Below are 15,049 nucleotides of genomic sequence, written 5' to 3'. Positions count from 1 at the left end.
CGTCTGCCCCAACTGTCCTCAATCTGTTGGGGGCGCGCGGTGATGCCCGCCTTCGGGAGGGCTGAGAGCTGGACGCCGGGCGCCGAACCGGGGGAGTGGCTCAAGCGGGCCTGGCTGTTGGGCCGCTGCGGCACCGTCCGCATCACGGGTGCGGAGGTGTTACGGGTCAGTGGCTCCGTGGCGGTGGCGGCTCTGGCTGTTCTTGAAGCGAGCGGAACGCCGCTGGGGCCGGTCCTGGCCAACCGGGCCCGCTTTACGGCTGAGATCGTCGTCGCAGCGGGCACGGGAGCTACCTGGCCCGCGCTGCCAGGTACAAACTGCGTCGAGGACGCCGTGATGCGGTGCCCTGCACCGGACGTCACGGCCGCCTGCCGCCGCCGCACGGGCGGTCGCACTTGGATCTGCGCCCCCGGCCCCGAGAGGCCGGCCACCACCGACAGCGACGTCTTGTGCGAGGCCATCACCAGCGCACTGGTCAAGCTGGCGTCGCCTTGGTTCGCCCTCGCGCGCCCGGCACGCTCGGGAGGGACGCGCCTCGCATGAAACCGACTCCTTCTCCGTGCTACGACTCCGCCGCGCGAGTACCACGCCGTGACATCAAGCCGGTCAACCTGCCAGGTCTGTCCACTGCCCGCCCTGTGGCTGGCCCTTGTCCTCCTTTCCAGCGCAGGCTGGCCTTACCCGGAGGCTCCCGTTTCAGCGTGGCTCACGCCCGCGCACACACGGTCCATGCTCTGCGGGAGTGGCAGATCGACGACGACATCGTCGAGGCCCTGCGCCTCATCGTCAGTGAGCTCGTCACCAACGCGATGGTCCACACAGCGAGTCGGACCATCGAGATCACTGTGTCCGTCACCGCCACTGAGGCCATCGTGACCGTCACCGACCAGGGACTGTCCGGGACACCCATCGCACGAAGAGCGCGCCCCGAGGAGGAGCACGGACGAGGCCTGGCCCTCGTCGAGGCCCTGGCCACCCGATGGGAGTCCACACCGCTCGCCGACGGGACCCAAGTTGAGGCCGCGGTCGCTCTCCCTGAGCAGACGGCAGGCGCGCTGTGACGCGGCGGCAGGCTCCCCACGCACCTGCCCTCCTCGCGCCGCGGGCGGACCTGACCATGGTCGTGGACCAGACCCCGCCGCAGAAAATCCATGACCGGCAACCTCCCCAAGCGCCGGTGCGCGGTTCCTTCTGGTGCGATGCCGCCGCTCACCTCTCCGATGGCCGCATGCTCTGGCTGGGCGGACAGGCCTGCTGGACAACTGAGCAGGCCCTGGCCTGGATCGGATGGCGAGCCGGACACGTTGCCGACCAGCTCGATGACCAACTGGCCCGACCAGTGCGCGCATGGATCCAAGACCACGCCGAGCACCAACGGGCGCGCGCACAACTCGCTCGCGGGATCACCTACTCGCTCGTCGTCTGCGACGGCAGCGTCCAGTTCGTCCTGGCAGCCACGCCCGGCGCCTTCGACCCCGACGGAGAGAGCCCGCCATGAGGCAGGCCCTGCCGTGCCGTCCTCGCGGCACACCCCATAGATCTCTGCCCGGTGGCCCGGATGACTTCGGCCCCGGCCATCGGGCAGGGCCCAACCCCGGCGCGCGAGAACCCCATTGCCGGGCCGTTCCACAACTGCCTCAACGGATCACGGAGGAACCATGACCAACCTCGGGATGCCTACCGTCCCCCCGCAGACTCGCACGGAACTGACGGGTGGATTCGGGTACGCGTTCAACGGGGCCGCGACGACGGGAAGAGCGCCCAGCCCCTCGGCGTCTGCTTCCGCGTCACTGGGCGTCCCGTGGCGAACTGGGGCGGGGCCTTTGGATCGTTCGGCAGGCCGGCGCCCTGCGCTCACCTGGTTCGTCAACCGCGACGGCGATGGCGACGGCGACGGCAAAACCGTCCGCGCCACCATGCGGCAGGGCAGAGCTGTGATGGCGCGGGTCCTGATGTAGCTCCGCTTCCCCAGCATGCGAACCGACAGCTGATCACCGCCAGGCCGCACCCACCAGCGGCTCAACTCCCATCAGGAGGAACTCTGTGGTCCCCCACGTCGTTATTACCTGGCTCTCCACCGCTCGCGGCGGAGCGGAGAACTCGGTCATCGAGCTCGCCACGCACCTTGCCCGCCTGGTGCCCAACGTAGAGGTCGTGTGGTGGCGCCATGGCGGCCGAGCCGCCGAAAACCCGGGTCCCGTACACGTCCACGAGGTCACCGACTGGAACGGCTACCAGCAGGCCCTCGCCCGCGCGACGTCGCTGCCCGGCGGTCAGCCCGTCGTGGTGATCTCCAACCACCGCACCGCCGCCGCCGACGTGACGATCGCGCCGAACGCGCGCGTCATCCCCGTGGTGCGCCACGTCGTCAGCCAGGACCAGACGCTCCGCGTGATCGACCCGCACACAGGCGAGCTGGTCGAACGCAGCATTGGACAGATGGCCTGGGATGTGCTGTCCGCCGTGCCGGTCTGGGTGGGCATCTCGCAGGCATCCGCCGCCGCCCTGCGCGAGCACGCTCCACGCGCGCGGTTCGTCAGCGCGATCCCTAACGGCGTCACCGTCCCCGTTCGGATTCCGGCCCGCAGCCGGCCGAATACCGGAAAGCTCCTGGTTGCGGCGGTCGCCCGAACCGTTCCCTGGAAGCGCCTGGACGTCCTGGTGCGCGCCGTCGCCGATCCACGCCTGTCCACCGCCGTGATGCTGGACATCTTCGGTGAGCCCGGTTCCCAGCACCAGGAACTCCAAGACCTGGTAGGAGATTTGGGCGCGCCGGTGCGCTTCATGGGGTACGTCGACAACCTGCCACACCGTTTAGCCGGGTACGACGCGCTGGCGACCGCCGCGTTGCAGGAGGGATTCGGGCGGTGTGTCATCGACGCTGCCGGCGCGGGCATCCCGTCCATCGTTCCCGACGCAGGGGCAAGCCCGGAGCTCGTCGTGGACGGCCTGACGGGCATGGTCTACGACCCGCACGACCCGCACGACCTCGTGGCCACGCTCACCGACGCCGTGATGTACCGCAACGAGCTGGCCGCGATGGGAAGTGCCGCCCGAGCCCTCGCCGAAGCCTGGTACACCCCCGGGCGCTGCGCGGCCCAGTTCCTGAACCTGGTCATGGGGCAGCAGCCCCTCCCGGGTTCCCTGGCGGCGGCACGATGAACGAGGACGGCCCCCTGCTCGGCCAGGTGCTGCGCCTGGGGGACGATCCGCACTTGAAGGGCTGGGGTGCGGACGTCCTCGACGGCAAGCCGATCGCGGCGATCGGAGATGTGTCCGGTGCGGTGTACGACCTGGTGTGCGCCAGCCTCGGCGATCAGCCGCGCATCCACCCCAGCGCCTACGTCTCCCCCTTGGCCAACGTGGCCGCGGACGTGGTGATCGGTCCAGAAGCCAGGATTCACGAGTACTCCACGGTGCGGGGCCGCACCGTGATCTCCGGAGGTGTCCACATCGGCTACGGCTGCGAGATCTCCCGCAGCGTCATCGGAGCGGGCACGGTGCTCTCCCACCGGGCGACGATCTCCTGCTCCGTCATCGGACAGCACGCCTACTTCGCGACCGGCCTGGTGACCGCCTCGTGCCTGCTGTCCAACCCCGACATGCTCCATCCAACGCGGACAGTGGAATTCGGCCTGCCGGACGGCGGCCGGATGAGTACCGGCTTGGCGAAGTGGGGCGCCCTCGTCGGTGACCGCGTCCGCGCCGGCGTCCACGTCGTGCTCAGCCCCGGCACCGTCGTGGGCGCCGACTCGATTCTGCACGCCGGGATCACCGTGCCCACGGCCTGGATACCGCCCGGCAGCACCCTGCACCCGCCCACTGGTGGATTCCACCTCACCCCTCGAACCGAAGGAGCCGCCCCGTGAAGCACGAGACCGAGCGCATGCACCTCCTGGCTGCCCTGAAAGACCTCAAGGCGTGGGAGGTGCTCAACCCTGCCGGCGGGGCCGTATCGGTGCGCCTGCCGGACGGCAACATCCTCATGTCCTGCACGCGGCTCGCGTTCGACCGCTGGGACGCCTCGATCCGCGACTTCATCGTGCTGGACCCGGACGGCCGGATTGTCGAGCAGACCGGTGGTCTGGGCGCCTCCGGCACCCCCATGCACCTGGACCTGTACCGGATGCTGCCCCGCGCCGGTGCGATCGTGCACACGCACGCGCCCTACGCCCTCGCCTTCGCCTCCCTGGGCCTGCCGATCCCGTCGGTGACCAACCGGGCCGACGCCTTCGGTGAGATCCCCTGCCTCCAAGCCGACGACAGCGCCGTCAAAGCGGACTTCCTCGCCGACCCGGTACCTCTGGACCTGCCCCAGGGCATGGTGCAACGCCCCGACGTGGCCGCCGTCACCCTGCTGCACTACAGGCCCCAGCTGGAGGAAATCATCGCTCCGCGCGCCGAGGAGATGCAGCGCCACGGGCTCGCCTTCACCCTCTACCGGCACGGAGCATTCACCGTCGGCCGCCAACTGGAGGAGACCACCGACCTCATGCTGCGCCTGGAGGAGAGCGCCCGCACCGCCGTTCTGCAGGCCGCGCTGACCGGGGGCGTCATCTTCCCGAACCGGTTGTACCGCGAGGCCGAACGGCTGTCCCTGACCGATGCAACCACCGTCCCACCGGTATCGTCCTATCGCACGAGGCGGGTTCCGGCGTGATGTTTGCGGCGGGCATTTCGCCATAAGCGCCGAACAGCACTGTGAGGGATACCGTCAGATGAATATCGCCAGCGCGCTGGAGCAGCCCATGGCAGCCGACCGTCACACCTACCGCATCACGGGTGGCGTACCGCTTGAGGGCTCCGTCACGGCATCGGGCGCGAAGAACGCCGTCACGAAGCAGATCGTGGCCGGCCTGCTGACCGACCAGCCGTGCGTGCTGCACGGAGTCCCCCGCATCCTGGAGGTCGACCTCGTCCTCGGCATGCTCGCCGAACTGGGCACCCAAGTGACCTGGCTCGGCGAGCACTCGGTCCGCGTGCACACCCCCGAAGTACGCGAAACGTCGCTGTCCGCTATGTACTCCGGCGTCAACCGCATCCCGATCCTCATGATGGGCCCCTTGCTCCACCGTCGCGGCGAAACGATCGTCCCCCTGCCCGGCGGCTGCACCATCGGCAAACGCCCCATCGACTTCCACCTCGAGGGACTGCGCCAGATGGGCGCCGACATCGCGGAACACCCCACCTCGGTGAAGGTCCACGTCGACAGGCTCACCGGCGCCCACATCGACCTGCCGTTCCCCTCCGTCGGCGCCACCGAGAACCTCCTCCTGGCGGCAGTCCGCGCCTCCGGGACCACCGTGATCTCCAACGCGGCCGTCGAGCCCGAGATCGTGGACCTGATCCTCATGCTCCAGAAAATGGGCGCCCTCATCACGATCAACACCGACCGCACCATCATGGTCGAGGGAGTCCGCGAACTACGCGGCGTCGAACACACCACCATCGCCGACCGCATCGAGATCGCCTCCTTCGCCGCGGCCGCCATCGCAACGGACGGACGCATCGAGGTCCGCGGGGCACGCCAGGAACACCTGGTCACCTACCTCAACACCCTGCGGCACATCGGCGGCGACTTCGCCGAAACCAAGGACGGCCTGGAATTCTGGAGGGCCCGGCCCCTGACCGCCACCGACGTCGAAACCGGCGTCCACCCCGGATTCATGACGGACTGGCAGCAGCCGCTCACCGTCCTGCTCACCCAGGCCACCGGCACCTCCGTCGTCCACGAAACCATCTACGAAGACCGCTTCGGCTACACCGAGCAGTTGAACGCCATGGGCGCCTCGGTGGAGCTCACCACCAGGTGCCTGGGAGCGGTCGCCTGCCGCTTCCACGGGCGGGACTTCCAGCACACCGCCAAGATCAGCGGCCCCCGACGCCTGCACGGCGCCGACCTCGTCATCCCAGACCTGCGGGCCGGCTTCGGCTACGTCCTCGCCGCACTCGTCGCCGACGGCACGAGCACCATCGCCGGAACCCGCTACCTGGAGCGCGGCTACGAACAGCCCGTCGCCAAGCTGGCCGCGGTCGGAGCCCGCATCACCACCCAGCCCATCTAACGCACTCTCACGTCGTCCTCGCGTGGGACCCCGAGCAGCACATCGCGACTGTGGACGGGTCCCTCGCCGGCCGAGATCGAAACAACATCTCCAGGCGCTAGTGTTCCGAGTCAGGAATTCTATTCAGATAGCTGGCGAGGCGTTCGAGGATTTCGTCTGCGGTCTTCGTCCAGACGTAGGGCTTCGGGTCGGTGTTCCAGGTGGCGATCCAGTTGCGGATGTCCTTCTCGAGGGCCTGGACGGATCTGTGGACACCTCGCCGTATCTGTTTGTTGGTCAGTTCGGCGAACCACCGCTCGACGAGGTTGAGCCAGGACGAGCCGGTTGGTGTGAAGTGCAGGTGGAACCGGGGGTGGGCCAGCAACCACTTCTTGATGGCGGGTGTCTTGTGGGTGGCGTAGTTGTCACAGACGAGGTGGACATCCAGGTCACCAGGCACCTCTTTGTCGAGCTTGACGAGGAACTTCTTGAACTCCTCGGCCCGGTGCCTGCGGTGCAGGGAGCCGATCACCTTGCCGGTGGCGACCTCCAGAGCCGCGACCAGTGTGGTGGTGCCGGCGCGGACGTAGTCGTGGGTGGTCCGCTCGGGAACACCGGGCATCATCGGCAGCACCGGCTGGGACCGGTCCAGGGCCTGGATCTGCGACTTCTCATCCACGCAGAACACCAACGCCCGTTCGGGCGGGTCCAGGTAGAGACCGACGACGTCGTGGACCTTGTCGACGAAGTACGGATCGGTTGACAGTTTGAAGGTCTCCGAGCGATGTGGCTGCAGGCCGAACGCCCGCCAGATCCGGGACACCGACGACTGAGACAGGCCCATCTCTTTCGCCATCGATCGCGTCGACCAGTGCGTCGCGTTCTTCGGGGTGGATTCCAGCGTCTTGGTGACGACCGCGGCGACCTGGTCGTCCGTCACCGTCCTGGGGCCACCCGGACGTGGCATGTCACCCAGACCTGCGATTCGATATTGCACGAACCGGGCCCGCCAGCGGCCCACCGCCTGTGGTGTGGACCCGAGTTGAGTAGCCACATCCTTGTTGGAGGTGCCTTCGGCACAAGCCAGGACGATCCGACACCGCAATGCCCACGCCTGCGGCGTGGAACGACGCCGCACCCATCCCTCGAGTGCAGCCCGCTCCTCATCCGACAGAGTCAACTCGGCCTTCGGCCGCCCCATCCGCGCCATAGAACAAGGCTACACATACACACGGAATTCTTGACTCGGAACACTAGAGATCGTCGTCAGTGCGCCGGCGAAGGCGGTGACCCGTACCGGTCGCCAAGGTTCAGCGGGAACCGGCCCTTCGTCCTGGAGACCCAAGCAGACTGCCGGCACTGAGCCCGAACGGGAAGCAAGACATGGGAGTTGACGCGGCGGAGTCCGAGAGAATCGAGCGAATGCAAGCCCGCCTGGCGCGCCGACTCGTGGACCTGCGGACAGCTCAGGGCTGGTCACTGGAGGACCTAGAGAGGCGCACGGGCGTGAGCCGCTCGACGCTGTCGCGGATCGAGCGGGCAGTGACCGACCCAACGACGACGTGCCTGGCAAAGGTGTGCGCCGCCTACGGGCGCACCGTGTCCGGCCTATTGGCTGAAGCAGAAGACGCACCCCTGACACACGGGACAGTCATCGACGCGGGCGAGCGGATACAGCACGACCACGCAGACTGACCACGCCCCCTCCCGGCGATGCGCTATCGTGCCGACCACGGCAGTGAAAGCGCCTGCCAGTCCGGCCCGAACAGCACCCACGCGCTCGGGACATGGACAAGGTTCTGAGAATCGCGCAGCTCCTTGCCTGATCGTGATGACCCTGCTGCAGCATGGGCGTGGGCATGCCGTGGAAGGACCGTCATGACCAAGGACAAGCAGCGCAAAGACGCGATCCGTGCCGAAATGAAGCGCACCGGCCGCAGCTACACGCAGGCCGCCCGCGAGATTGAGGGTTATGTCTTCAGGGGTATCACGTGCCACTGACAGTCAAACTCCGTGCCTGGCAGCTGATGTTGGGTAAAGTTTCTTGGCGCGCACCCAACGGGGACCGCCCAACGGACTGGACACCTCGTTGGCCCACTCCTGGTGTGTCCGGCGGACAGTGGCAGCGCGTCGCGGTCGCGCGAACCTTCCATCGGAAGGCTCCCGTGCTCGTGATGGACGAGCCGACCGCTGCCCTCACCGAGCACCGGATCTACCAGCAGCTGAAGGCCCTCGCCGTCGGACGCGCGACCGTGTCTATCGCCCACTGTCTGGCCAACACCCGCCTCACCGACCGGATCATCGTCGTCAGCCAGGGGCGCGTTTGCGAGACGGGCACGTATGAGGAACTCGTCCGCCGGGCTGGCAACTTCGACCACTTGCTCAAGCTGCAGGAGGAGGGGAAGTGAATCTGGCACTGGCCTGAGCAGGCACGGGTGGATGAGACTTGGCTCGGCCCGGCGGGAAGGAGGTAGATTCCGTGACGAAGCTCCGCCGGGCTGGCGACCTGCCGCTGTCGGATCACCTTGGAGTCGGCAAGGTCAGCAGCCAGGAACACGTTGTGCCACGCGGGGCTATCGGTCCCGTGCACGGGCATGACCTCGTTGAGAGCCGTGGGGGCAGGTATGGGCCAGTGGATCGAGTCCGAGGGGTGGCCGGCGCGCAGCCTGCTGGGGACGCTGCCGGAGCCGGAACGGACAGAGCTGCTGAACTTGGGCACCCGGACGCGCATCGAGGCCGGGGGCGTGCTGCTCCGGGAGGGGATGCGGGATCGGCACGCGCTGCTGCTGCTGTCCGGCCTCACCAAGGTCACGGCGACGGTGGAGAACGGCGAGAGTTCCCTGCTTGCGGTCCGGGCCGCCGGGGACACAGTGGGCGAAATGGCCGCCCTGGCCGGCACGCCCCGCTCCGCGACCGTCATCGCCTGCGGCCCCCTGACGGCCCAGGTGCTGCCGAGTGGCGCACTGCGCGGACTGCTATTGCGCCGCCCGCAGATCTCCATTGCCCTGACCGGCCTCGTCGCCGACCGGCTGCGCTGGGCGAACCGGCGTCGGCTCGACTTCCATGGCTACCCGACGAAAGTGCGGCTGGCCCGGCTGCTGGTGGAGCTGGCGGCCGCGTACGGCTCGCCCGGACACGGCGGCGTGGTGATCGGCTGCCGGCTGACGCAGCCGGAGCTGGCCACCCTGGTCGGCGCCGCCGAGACGACCATCCACAAGGTGCTGCGCGACCTGCGCGAGGAGGGCTTGGTGGAGACGGGTTACCGGGCCACCACCATCCGGAATGTGCCCCAGCTCAGGCTGCTCGCCGACCTGGCGCCTGGGCAGCCGTAGCCGGCACGGCCGTCAGACCAAGGGCGGCAGCAACGTCGCGCCGAGGCCCGCGGCCACGCCAACGACAGCGGTGCAGGCCACCCCGGCCCGCAGCCAGCGGTGCTTGCGCACGGCAACCCGGGCGAGGAACCGCACCGTACGCGACAACTCCCCGCTTGCCGATGCTTCGTGGGCATCCGCGGCATCCGCCGGCTGCTCGTCGGAAGCGGCGGCCAGCTGGAGGAAGCTGTAGCGGTTGCCCCCCGGGTCCCGCAGCAGGCGCGGGGTCAACGCCGCGGCCAGGCTCACCGCGCCGCCAGCCAATCCGCAGACGAACGCGGCGAGCAGCCCTCCGGCGAGCAGCCCGGCCGCCCCACCGCGCTCCCACAGGAGCACCGCGGGGCGGCTCCACCCGCCCGCCGTGCTGGCCAGCGCGGCCAGCGCCGCCGCCAGCACGCCGGCTTTGGTGTCCGCCTGCTGGTGGGTCGCGTGCAGCACGGTGAACATGTCCCGCTCGGGGCTACGGTCGGCTGCCGGCCCGACAGGTGTCATGGCGTCTCCTCGGTCCGCGACGGTGCGTCCCGTCCAGTAGCGGCCGGCGACCGGGACGGCACCAGTCCCTTCTACGGCTTTCCGGGATCCCCTACTTCTACAGGGTGTGTGCCGGGACGAGGGCGTACGACTGTGGCAGCGGCGGCCGCACGGGCTGCGTGTACGACGCAGCCCTCTGGGGCAAGTCCATTGCTACGCAGGAGAGTTGAGAGGTGTTATGACGGCACATCGTGCGCACTCACCAGATCACCGGGCCGCGTTCGCGCGTCGCCTGCTGCTCGCGGTCGACGCGAAAGGGTACGGCGCGGCCGATGCGGTGACCCAGCGTCAACTCCAGGAGGGCATCACGCGCCTGGTAGCGGAGGCGGCCGACACCGCCGGGCTGGAGCGCGCACGATGGGCGACCCAGGAGGGCGGGGACTCCGTGTTCGCCGTGCTGCCCAAGGGGGCCTCCGAACCGGCCCTGGTCGACACCTTCATGCGCGCCCTGAACGCGGGGCTGCGCGCCTTCAATCGTGACCGGGTGCGGGAGAGCCGGCTCCGGCTCCGCGCCGCCGTCCACTTCGGCCCGGCCTCCCCTGCCGCCAACGGGTTCGTCGGCCGGGCCCCGGTGGAGACGGGCCGCATCCTGGACTGCGCCGCCCTGCGCACCGCCCTGGTCCAGGCGCCGGACGCGGATCTGGCCGTCGCGGTCTCGGCGGTCGTCTTCCGGGACGTCGTACAGGACGCGCATACGACCATCGCCCCGGAGGCGTTGCGGCGTGTATGGGTCGAGGAGAAGGAGTACCGAGGGGATGCCTGGATCTGGCTGCCGGACGCCGATGCCCGGCAGTTGGACCTCGAACCGGACCGGCCACGCAAGCGGGCAGAGACGGCTGACACCGCCGGGGAGACGGCCGTGGTCCGGGGTGACATCAGCGTCGACGAGGTGGCGGGAGAGGCGGTCTCGGTGCGTACGGACCGCGCCGTGGGCAGCCTCGAGGGCACCGCCAGGGTCGGCCGGGTGGCCCCCAGCGGCACGGTGATCGGGGTGGACATCCGTACCGCCGGAGGCGAGAAGTGACCACCGACCACGGCCGGGCCGGCCAGGCATTCGAGGACGTGGTCCGGGACCGGACGGGGACGGACTACGTCGAGCGCACGTGGCTGGCCGAGGAGATCGAGCGGGCCCTGGCGTCGGAGCGCGGCCAGTACGTGCTGGTGACCGGCGAGCCCGGCGCGGGCAAGACCAGCCTGCTCGCCGGAATAGCGCGATCCCGCCCCGACCGGCTGCGCTATTTCTTCCGGCGGGACAGCCGCACCGCGCTCACCGGCGGGGACATCCAGGCATTCCTGCTGTCCATCGGGCACCAACTCGCCCGGGTGTACCCGGAGATCTTCGCGCTGGATCGGCTCTCGGTGGTGATCGAGCAGCACATCGAGTCCGTCAAGGTCGAGGGGCGCGTCGTCGGCATCAAGATCGACGACTTGCAGGTGTCGCCGTTCCAGCTCACCGCGACGCTGGAAGTGCAGCAGCGGATCGGCGATGTGGGCGGGTCCGTCAGCGGCATCGAGATCGGGACGGCGCAGTTGGAGCCCCGCCTCCTCGATCCGGACAATCTCGCCCACCTCGCGCTGATCGGTCCCGCGCAGGTGCTGGCCGAGCAGGCCCCCGAGGCCAGGATCGTCATCCTGCTCGACGCCCTGGACGAGATCGCCGACGAAGACCTGGCGGCACCCAGGGACGGACTGCTGCGCTGGCTGGCCCGCTCTCCCGAACTGCCGGAGAATATCCGGATCGTCTTGATGTCCCGGCCGCATTCGGGACTGCGGCTGCTCAGGTCGGCCCGGGAGGAGCGCCTCACCGAGGTGGTCATCGACCCCGGATCCGCTCAGGTGGGGGACGATCTGCGCCAGTACGCGGACCGCGTCCTGGAGAACCCCGCAGTCGTCGCCATGGAACGGGCCCGGGGCCGGCTCGTGGGCCACACCAAGCATCACGCCGTCCGCAGGGCGGCCGGGAACTTCCTCTATCTGGCAACGTACGCCCGCGCGCTGAACGCGGCCGCCGCGGAAGGGAGCGACGAGCTGGCCGACCGTCTGCTCACCTTCAGCGACATACCCGGGAACCTGGTCGGCCTGTACGGCTTCTTCCTGGAACTCGTCCGCGAGGACATCGCCTCGTGGCCAGGCAGCAGGGCCGGGGCGCCGGACGACTGGGACACGGTGGCGCTGCCGCTCATCGGCGTGCTCACCGTGGCGAGGGAAACCTTGACGGAGGAGCAGCTCGCGGCCCTGTCCGGGACGCCTCTCCGCGAGGCGCTCGTACGGCAGGTGCTGGGCAGCCTGCGCTGGCTGCTGGACCGGCGCGAGCACCGCATCGGCTTCTTCCACACCTCGATCGGTGAATTCCTCACCGCACCCGAGACCCGCGAGAAGCACCCGGAGTGCTGGGTCGACGCCGCCGCCTGGCACCGGCGAATCACACAGCACTACCGGGATTCCGCGCCCACCTGGGCGGACGTGGACTGGCCGGCGATGGACCGCTACGGCCTGGCCCACCTCGTGGCGCACCTCCTGAAGTCCGGGCCACCGCTGTCCGACGACGCCGCCCAAGTGGTCTGCCCCGGACTGCGACGGGCCGCCAGGATCGAGTTCGGGTCCGACGGCCGCTTCCAGGACATGGTCGACCGCATCGCCCATCAGCTGGCGGACCGCGGCTCCGTGGCCGGGTTATCCACGCTGACCTACCTGGGCGTCGTCCGCCGGCGGGCCACGCGGTCCAGTGACGCGCTGCCGCCCCGGGTGATCGGGCTGCTGGCCCGTACCGGCCGGCTCAGGGAGGCCCTGGAGCGGGTCGCGGCGATCACGCCGTCGCAGCAGCGGATCACGGCCGTGGAGGAGATCCTGCGGTACGCACGGCCCGGCCCCGGCGAGCCGTCCACCGCGGAACTGCTGCATCTTCTGGTCGAATGCGCGCTGACCATGCCGAGAAGCGGCACCGACCGGGACATCGAGTACGACGCGCACAGCGCGACGCTGCGGGCCGCGAAGCTTCTGGCGCCGCACGACCTCGAGCGGGCGCTGCGCCTGTGGCAGTACGCGCAGGACACCGTGCGGCAGCAGTTCCGCACCGATACGGAGCCGGATGAGGTGTTCCGCGCGGCCGCGGCCGCGACACCGGACGTGGCCGCGGCCCGTGCCCTCGTTGACCGGATCAGCGGCGAGCACTGGGCGGACCACCTGGACCTCGCGGAGCGGGCTGGCGCCGGCGCAGCGGCGCCGGAGCTGCTGCGCGACGCCGAGCGCGGGCTGCGGGACGCCCGGCCGCCGGTGCGGCTGACGGCGCTGGCGCGGCTGGCTGCCGCATGGAGCGAACACCGGCCGGAGGCCGCGCGGCGGCTGCTCGCCGAGGTCCGCGCGGAGGTCTTCGCGGCGGGTGAGCACAAGGAGCTTCCCGGGCAACTGCCCGCGGCGGCCCGCGTGCTGGCGGACGTGGACCGCACCACGGCGCGGTGCCTGCTGGCGCGCCTCGACACCGGGTTCGAGCAGGGGGACGCCCTCCCCCTCCTCGACGCCGCCCGCCTCTGGACCCGTTGGGGGGAGCCGGAGCGCGCCCGCGACTGCGTCGACCGGTATCTGGCGGGGATGCCCCACCAGCAATGGGCGGACTTCGACGCCAAGGAGGCCCTCGGCCGAGTGGATCCGGACGAGGTGATGAACACCGCGGGTCTCATCCACACCCGGGTCGTCGAGCGGGGCAGGCCCGTGGACGCGATCCACAGCCTCCGCTGGGACGCCGAACTGACCGAGGCCGTCCGCCGCATGGCGGCCCACGACCTCGGGCGGGCGGCGCAGATGGCCTGGAGCGTGCGGGAGACGGCGTGGATCGTCACGGACTGGTCGTGGCGGGACAAGGCCATAGCCGCCACCGAGGACCCGAAGCGCGAGATCTTCGGGCTCGACCGGCTCTCGGTGCTCGCCGGGATCGGCCATATCCATGCCGAGCGGGGGAGATGGCCAAGGCGGTCGCGCTCCTCGATGCCGTGCTCAGGGAGGCGGAGAACCCGGACGCGCTCGGCGGGGGCAGGGTCGGCTACGCCACGTACGCACGGGTGCCGGCCGGGGCATCCGCGACCGCAGCCGATGCCCCCGGGGCCGCCTCGCAGGCGCTGAACCTGGGGGGAGCCCAGCTCCGGTTCAACCTGAGCGAGTACTGGGCCGGGCGCGTCCGCAAGCGCTTCTTCCGCACGCCCGCGGACATCGTGCGCGCCGTCGACGTCGAATCGACCAGCCACCTGGACCGCGTGGTACGGCGCTTCGCGGAGTGCGTCGCCCCACAGGACCTCGCCCGCGCGGGCACGCTCGTCGGGGCCCTCGACGATCCCGGGGAACGAGCGATCGGGTACGGGATCCTCCACCGGATCGCCCACGGCCCCGACCGCGTGTCGCACCACGGCCCCGAGGCGGACGCGTTCTCCCAGGACATCGACCGGGCCCTCGGCGAGCTGCCGCGCTACCGGTGGACCGTCAACGGTGCCGGCGACGAGGAGTGGGGGGCGTGGGTGTACACGCGCCCCGACCACCGGGTCCGTTTCGAGCTGGCGGTGCGCGCGCTGGGCTGCCGGGAGAAGGACATGACGGCGATAGCGGGGCTGCCCTATCTGGCCCTCGCTCATCAGCACACCCTGGCGGCGTGGGTGTCCTCCCTCCACGCCACCCTGCTGATCGACGGGCAGCCCGCCATCGACCGGTGCGAGGAGAAGCACCGTCGGAACCTCACGCCGGTCGGCGCCAGGCGACGCCTCGACCCGGCGGACAGAGAGAAGTTCATCCGCGCCTTCCAGCCGGTGCAGGCCCCGGACTTGACCGACATCCTGGCCCAGAGCGCGGCGGCCGCGGCCGCCTACCACGAGTACCGGCTGGCCCGCTCCGTCCCCGGTCACGTATCCCGCGTGGCGGACACGCACATCGACGACCCGGTCTACGGCGCGGTCGTCGACCTCGTCACCCCCGCCCCCGGAGCCCCCCTCAGCCAGGCGTTCGTACGACGGCTGCGGGAACTGCTGGACAAGACCCAGCTCGCGGCGGCGGCCGAACTGCTCGCCTACGCCGCGGAGATCCGGCCGGACCAGCGGCATGGGATCAAGGAGCTCGCCGCCG

General features: G+C 70.0%; 15 protein-coding genes and 1 pseudogene. 14 read left to right on the top strand and 2 right to left on the bottom strand.

The annotated features are described in order from the left end of the window. Positions 1-42: 42 nt before the first annotated feature. The 7 genes from OG574_RS48245 to murA all read left to right on the top strand — a co-directional run bounded on the left by OG574_RS48245 (position 43) and on the right by murA (position 6,065). Entirely contained in the window at positions 43-543 is a 501-nt protein-coding gene (locus tag OG574_RS48245) for a hypothetical protein (protein WP_326771271.1), read from the top strand. A 158-nt stretch (positions 544-701) separates the two neighbouring features. Further along, positions 702-1,061 carry an ATP-binding protein gene (locus OG574_RS48240; protein ID WP_326771270.1) on the top strand — a complete coding sequence of 120 codons (360 nt, stop codon included), beginning with the start codon at positions 702-704 and terminating at the stop codon, positions 1,059-1,061. 56 nt (positions 1,062-1,117) lie between these two features. Further along, positions 1,118-1,498, top strand: a complete 381-nt coding sequence (locus OG574_RS48235) for a hypothetical protein (RefSeq protein ID WP_326771269.1) — start codon at positions 1,118-1,120, stop codon at positions 1,496-1,498. Between the two features lie 545 nt (positions 1,499-2,043). Beyond that, positions 2,044-3,162, top strand: a complete 1,119-nt coding sequence (locus tag OG574_RS48230) for a glycosyltransferase family 4 protein (RefSeq protein WP_326771268.1) — start codon at positions 2,044-2,046, stop codon at positions 3,160-3,162. Beyond that, entirely contained in the window at positions 3,159-3,869 is a 711-nt protein-coding gene (locus OG574_RS48225) for a hypothetical protein (protein ID WP_326771267.1), read from the top strand. The genes OG574_RS48230 and OG574_RS48225 overlap by 4 nt, the downstream gene beginning before the upstream one ends. Further along, positions 3,866-4,660, top strand: coding sequence for a class II aldolase/adducin family protein (locus OG574_RS48220; protein ID WP_326771266.1), 795 nt, complete (start codon positions 3,866-3,868; stop codon positions 4,658-4,660). The genes OG574_RS48225 and OG574_RS48220 overlap by 4 nt, the downstream gene beginning before the upstream one ends. Positions 4,661-4,718: 58 nt before the next feature. Beyond that, on the top strand, positions 4,719-6,065 hold the full coding sequence (gene murA / locus OG574_RS48215; RefSeq protein ID WP_326771265.1) for a UDP-N-acetylglucosamine 1-carboxyvinyltransferase: 1,347 nt from the start codon (positions 4,719-4,721) through the stop codon (positions 6,063-6,065). 97 nt (positions 6,066-6,162) lie between these two features. On the opposite strand, the gene OG574_RS48210 is transcribed toward murA, so the two are convergent. After that, positions 6,163-7,245, bottom strand: a complete 1,083-nt coding sequence (locus tag OG574_RS48210) for an IS630 family transposase (protein WP_326778316.1) — start codon at positions 7,243-7,245, stop codon at positions 6,163-6,165. A gap of 182 nt (positions 7,246-7,427) precedes the next feature. On the opposite strand from OG574_RS48210, the gene OG574_RS48205 reads away from it, so the two are divergent. From OG574_RS48205 to OG574_RS48185, 5 genes and pseudogenes are all read left to right on the top strand, one after another. After that, positions 7,428-7,739: a helix-turn-helix domain-containing protein gene (locus tag OG574_RS48205; protein ID WP_326771264.1), complete on the top strand. Its 312-nt coding sequence runs from the start codon at positions 7,428-7,430 to the stop codon at positions 7,737-7,739. 183 nt (positions 7,740-7,922) lie between these two features. Continuing rightward, positions 7,923-8,045 carry a hypothetical protein gene (locus OG574_RS48200; RefSeq protein ID WP_326771263.1) on the top strand — a complete coding sequence of 41 codons (123 nt, stop codon included), beginning with the start codon at positions 7,923-7,925 and terminating at the stop codon, positions 8,043-8,045. 26 nt (positions 8,046-8,071) lie between these two features. Beyond that, positions 8,072-8,194 (top strand): annotated as a pseudogene (locus OG574_RS48195) (hypothetical protein); the annotation flags it as partial. 24 nt (positions 8,195-8,218) lie between these two features. Next, positions 8,219-8,452 carry a hypothetical protein gene (locus OG574_RS48190; RefSeq protein ID WP_326778844.1) on the top strand — a complete coding sequence of 78 codons (234 nt, stop codon included), beginning with the start codon at positions 8,219-8,221 and terminating at the stop codon, positions 8,450-8,452. A 186-nt stretch (positions 8,453-8,638) separates the two neighbouring features. Further along, positions 8,639-9,376, top strand: a complete 738-nt coding sequence (locus OG574_RS48185; protein ID WP_326771262.1) for a Crp/Fnr family transcriptional regulator — start codon at positions 8,639-8,641, stop codon at positions 9,374-9,376. Between the two features lie 12 nt (positions 9,377-9,388). Here the strand turns inward: OG574_RS48185 and OG574_RS48180 are convergent, their stop codons facing one another. Continuing rightward, positions 9,389-9,907 (bottom strand): Pycsar system effector family protein, encoded by a 519-nt coding sequence (locus OG574_RS48180; RefSeq protein ID WP_326771261.1) that lies wholly within the window; start codon positions 9,905-9,907, stop codon positions 9,389-9,391. Positions 9,908-10,124: 217 nt separating this feature from the next. On the opposite strand from OG574_RS48180, the gene OG574_RS48175 reads away from it, so the two are divergent. Beyond that, positions 10,125-10,970 (top strand): hypothetical protein, encoded by an 846-nt coding sequence (locus OG574_RS48175; protein ID WP_326771260.1) that lies wholly within the window; start codon positions 10,125-10,127, stop codon positions 10,968-10,970. Continuing rightward, a complete protein-coding gene (locus OG574_RS48170) occupies positions 10,967-14,062 on the top strand; it encodes a hypothetical protein (RefSeq protein WP_326771259.1) in 3,096 nt (1,031 codons plus the stop codon). The genes OG574_RS48175 and OG574_RS48170 overlap by 4 nt, the downstream gene beginning before the upstream one ends. Positions 14,063-15,049 lie beyond the last annotated feature (987 nt).

This window comes from Streptomyces sp. NBC_01445 (genome assembly GCF_035918235.1).
Classification (GTDB): Bacteria; Actinomycetota; Actinomycetes; order Streptomycetales; family Streptomycetaceae; genus Streptomyces.
This window is presented reverse-complemented; position numbering and strand designations above follow the sequence as displayed.

Coding starts and splice junctions, on each gene's coding strand:
- OG574_RS48245 (WP_326771271.1), top strand. CDS start 43: ATGCCCGCCTTCGGGAGGGCTGAGAGCTGGACGCCGGGCGCCGAACCG.
- OG574_RS48235 (WP_326771269.1), top strand. CDS start 1,118: ATGGTCGTGGACCAGACCCCGCCGCAGAAAATCCATGACCGGCAACCT.
- OG574_RS48225 (WP_326771267.1), top strand. CDS start 3,159: ATGAACGAGGACGGCCCCCTGCTCGGCCAGGTGCTGCGCCTGGGGGAC.
- murA (WP_326771265.1), top strand. CDS start 4,719: ATGAATATCGCCAGCGCGCTGGAGCAGCCCATGGCAGCCGACCGTCAC.
- OG574_RS48210 (WP_326778316.1), bottom strand. CDS start 7,245: ATGGGGCGGCCGAAGGCCGAGTTGACTCTGTCGGATGAGGAGCGGGCT.
- OG574_RS48205 (WP_326771264.1), top strand. CDS start 7,428: ATGGGAGTTGACGCGGCGGAGTCCGAGAGAATCGAGCGAATGCAAGCC.
- OG574_RS48200 (WP_326771263.1), top strand. CDS start 7,923: ATGACCAAGGACAAGCAGCGCAAAGACGCGATCCGTGCCGAAATGAAG.
- OG574_RS48190 (WP_326778844.1), top strand. CDS start 8,219: ATGGACGAGCCGACCGCTGCCCTCACCGAGCACCGGATCTACCAGCAG.
- OG574_RS48185 (WP_326771262.1), top strand. CDS start 8,639: ATGACCTCGTTGAGAGCCGTGGGGGCAGGTATGGGCCAGTGGATCGAG.
- OG574_RS48180 (WP_326771261.1), bottom strand. CDS start 9,907: ATGACACCTGTCGGGCCGGCAGCCGACCGTAGCCCCGAGCGGGACATG.
- OG574_RS48175 (WP_326771260.1), top strand. CDS start 10,125: ATGACGGCACATCGTGCGCACTCACCAGATCACCGGGCCGCGTTCGCG.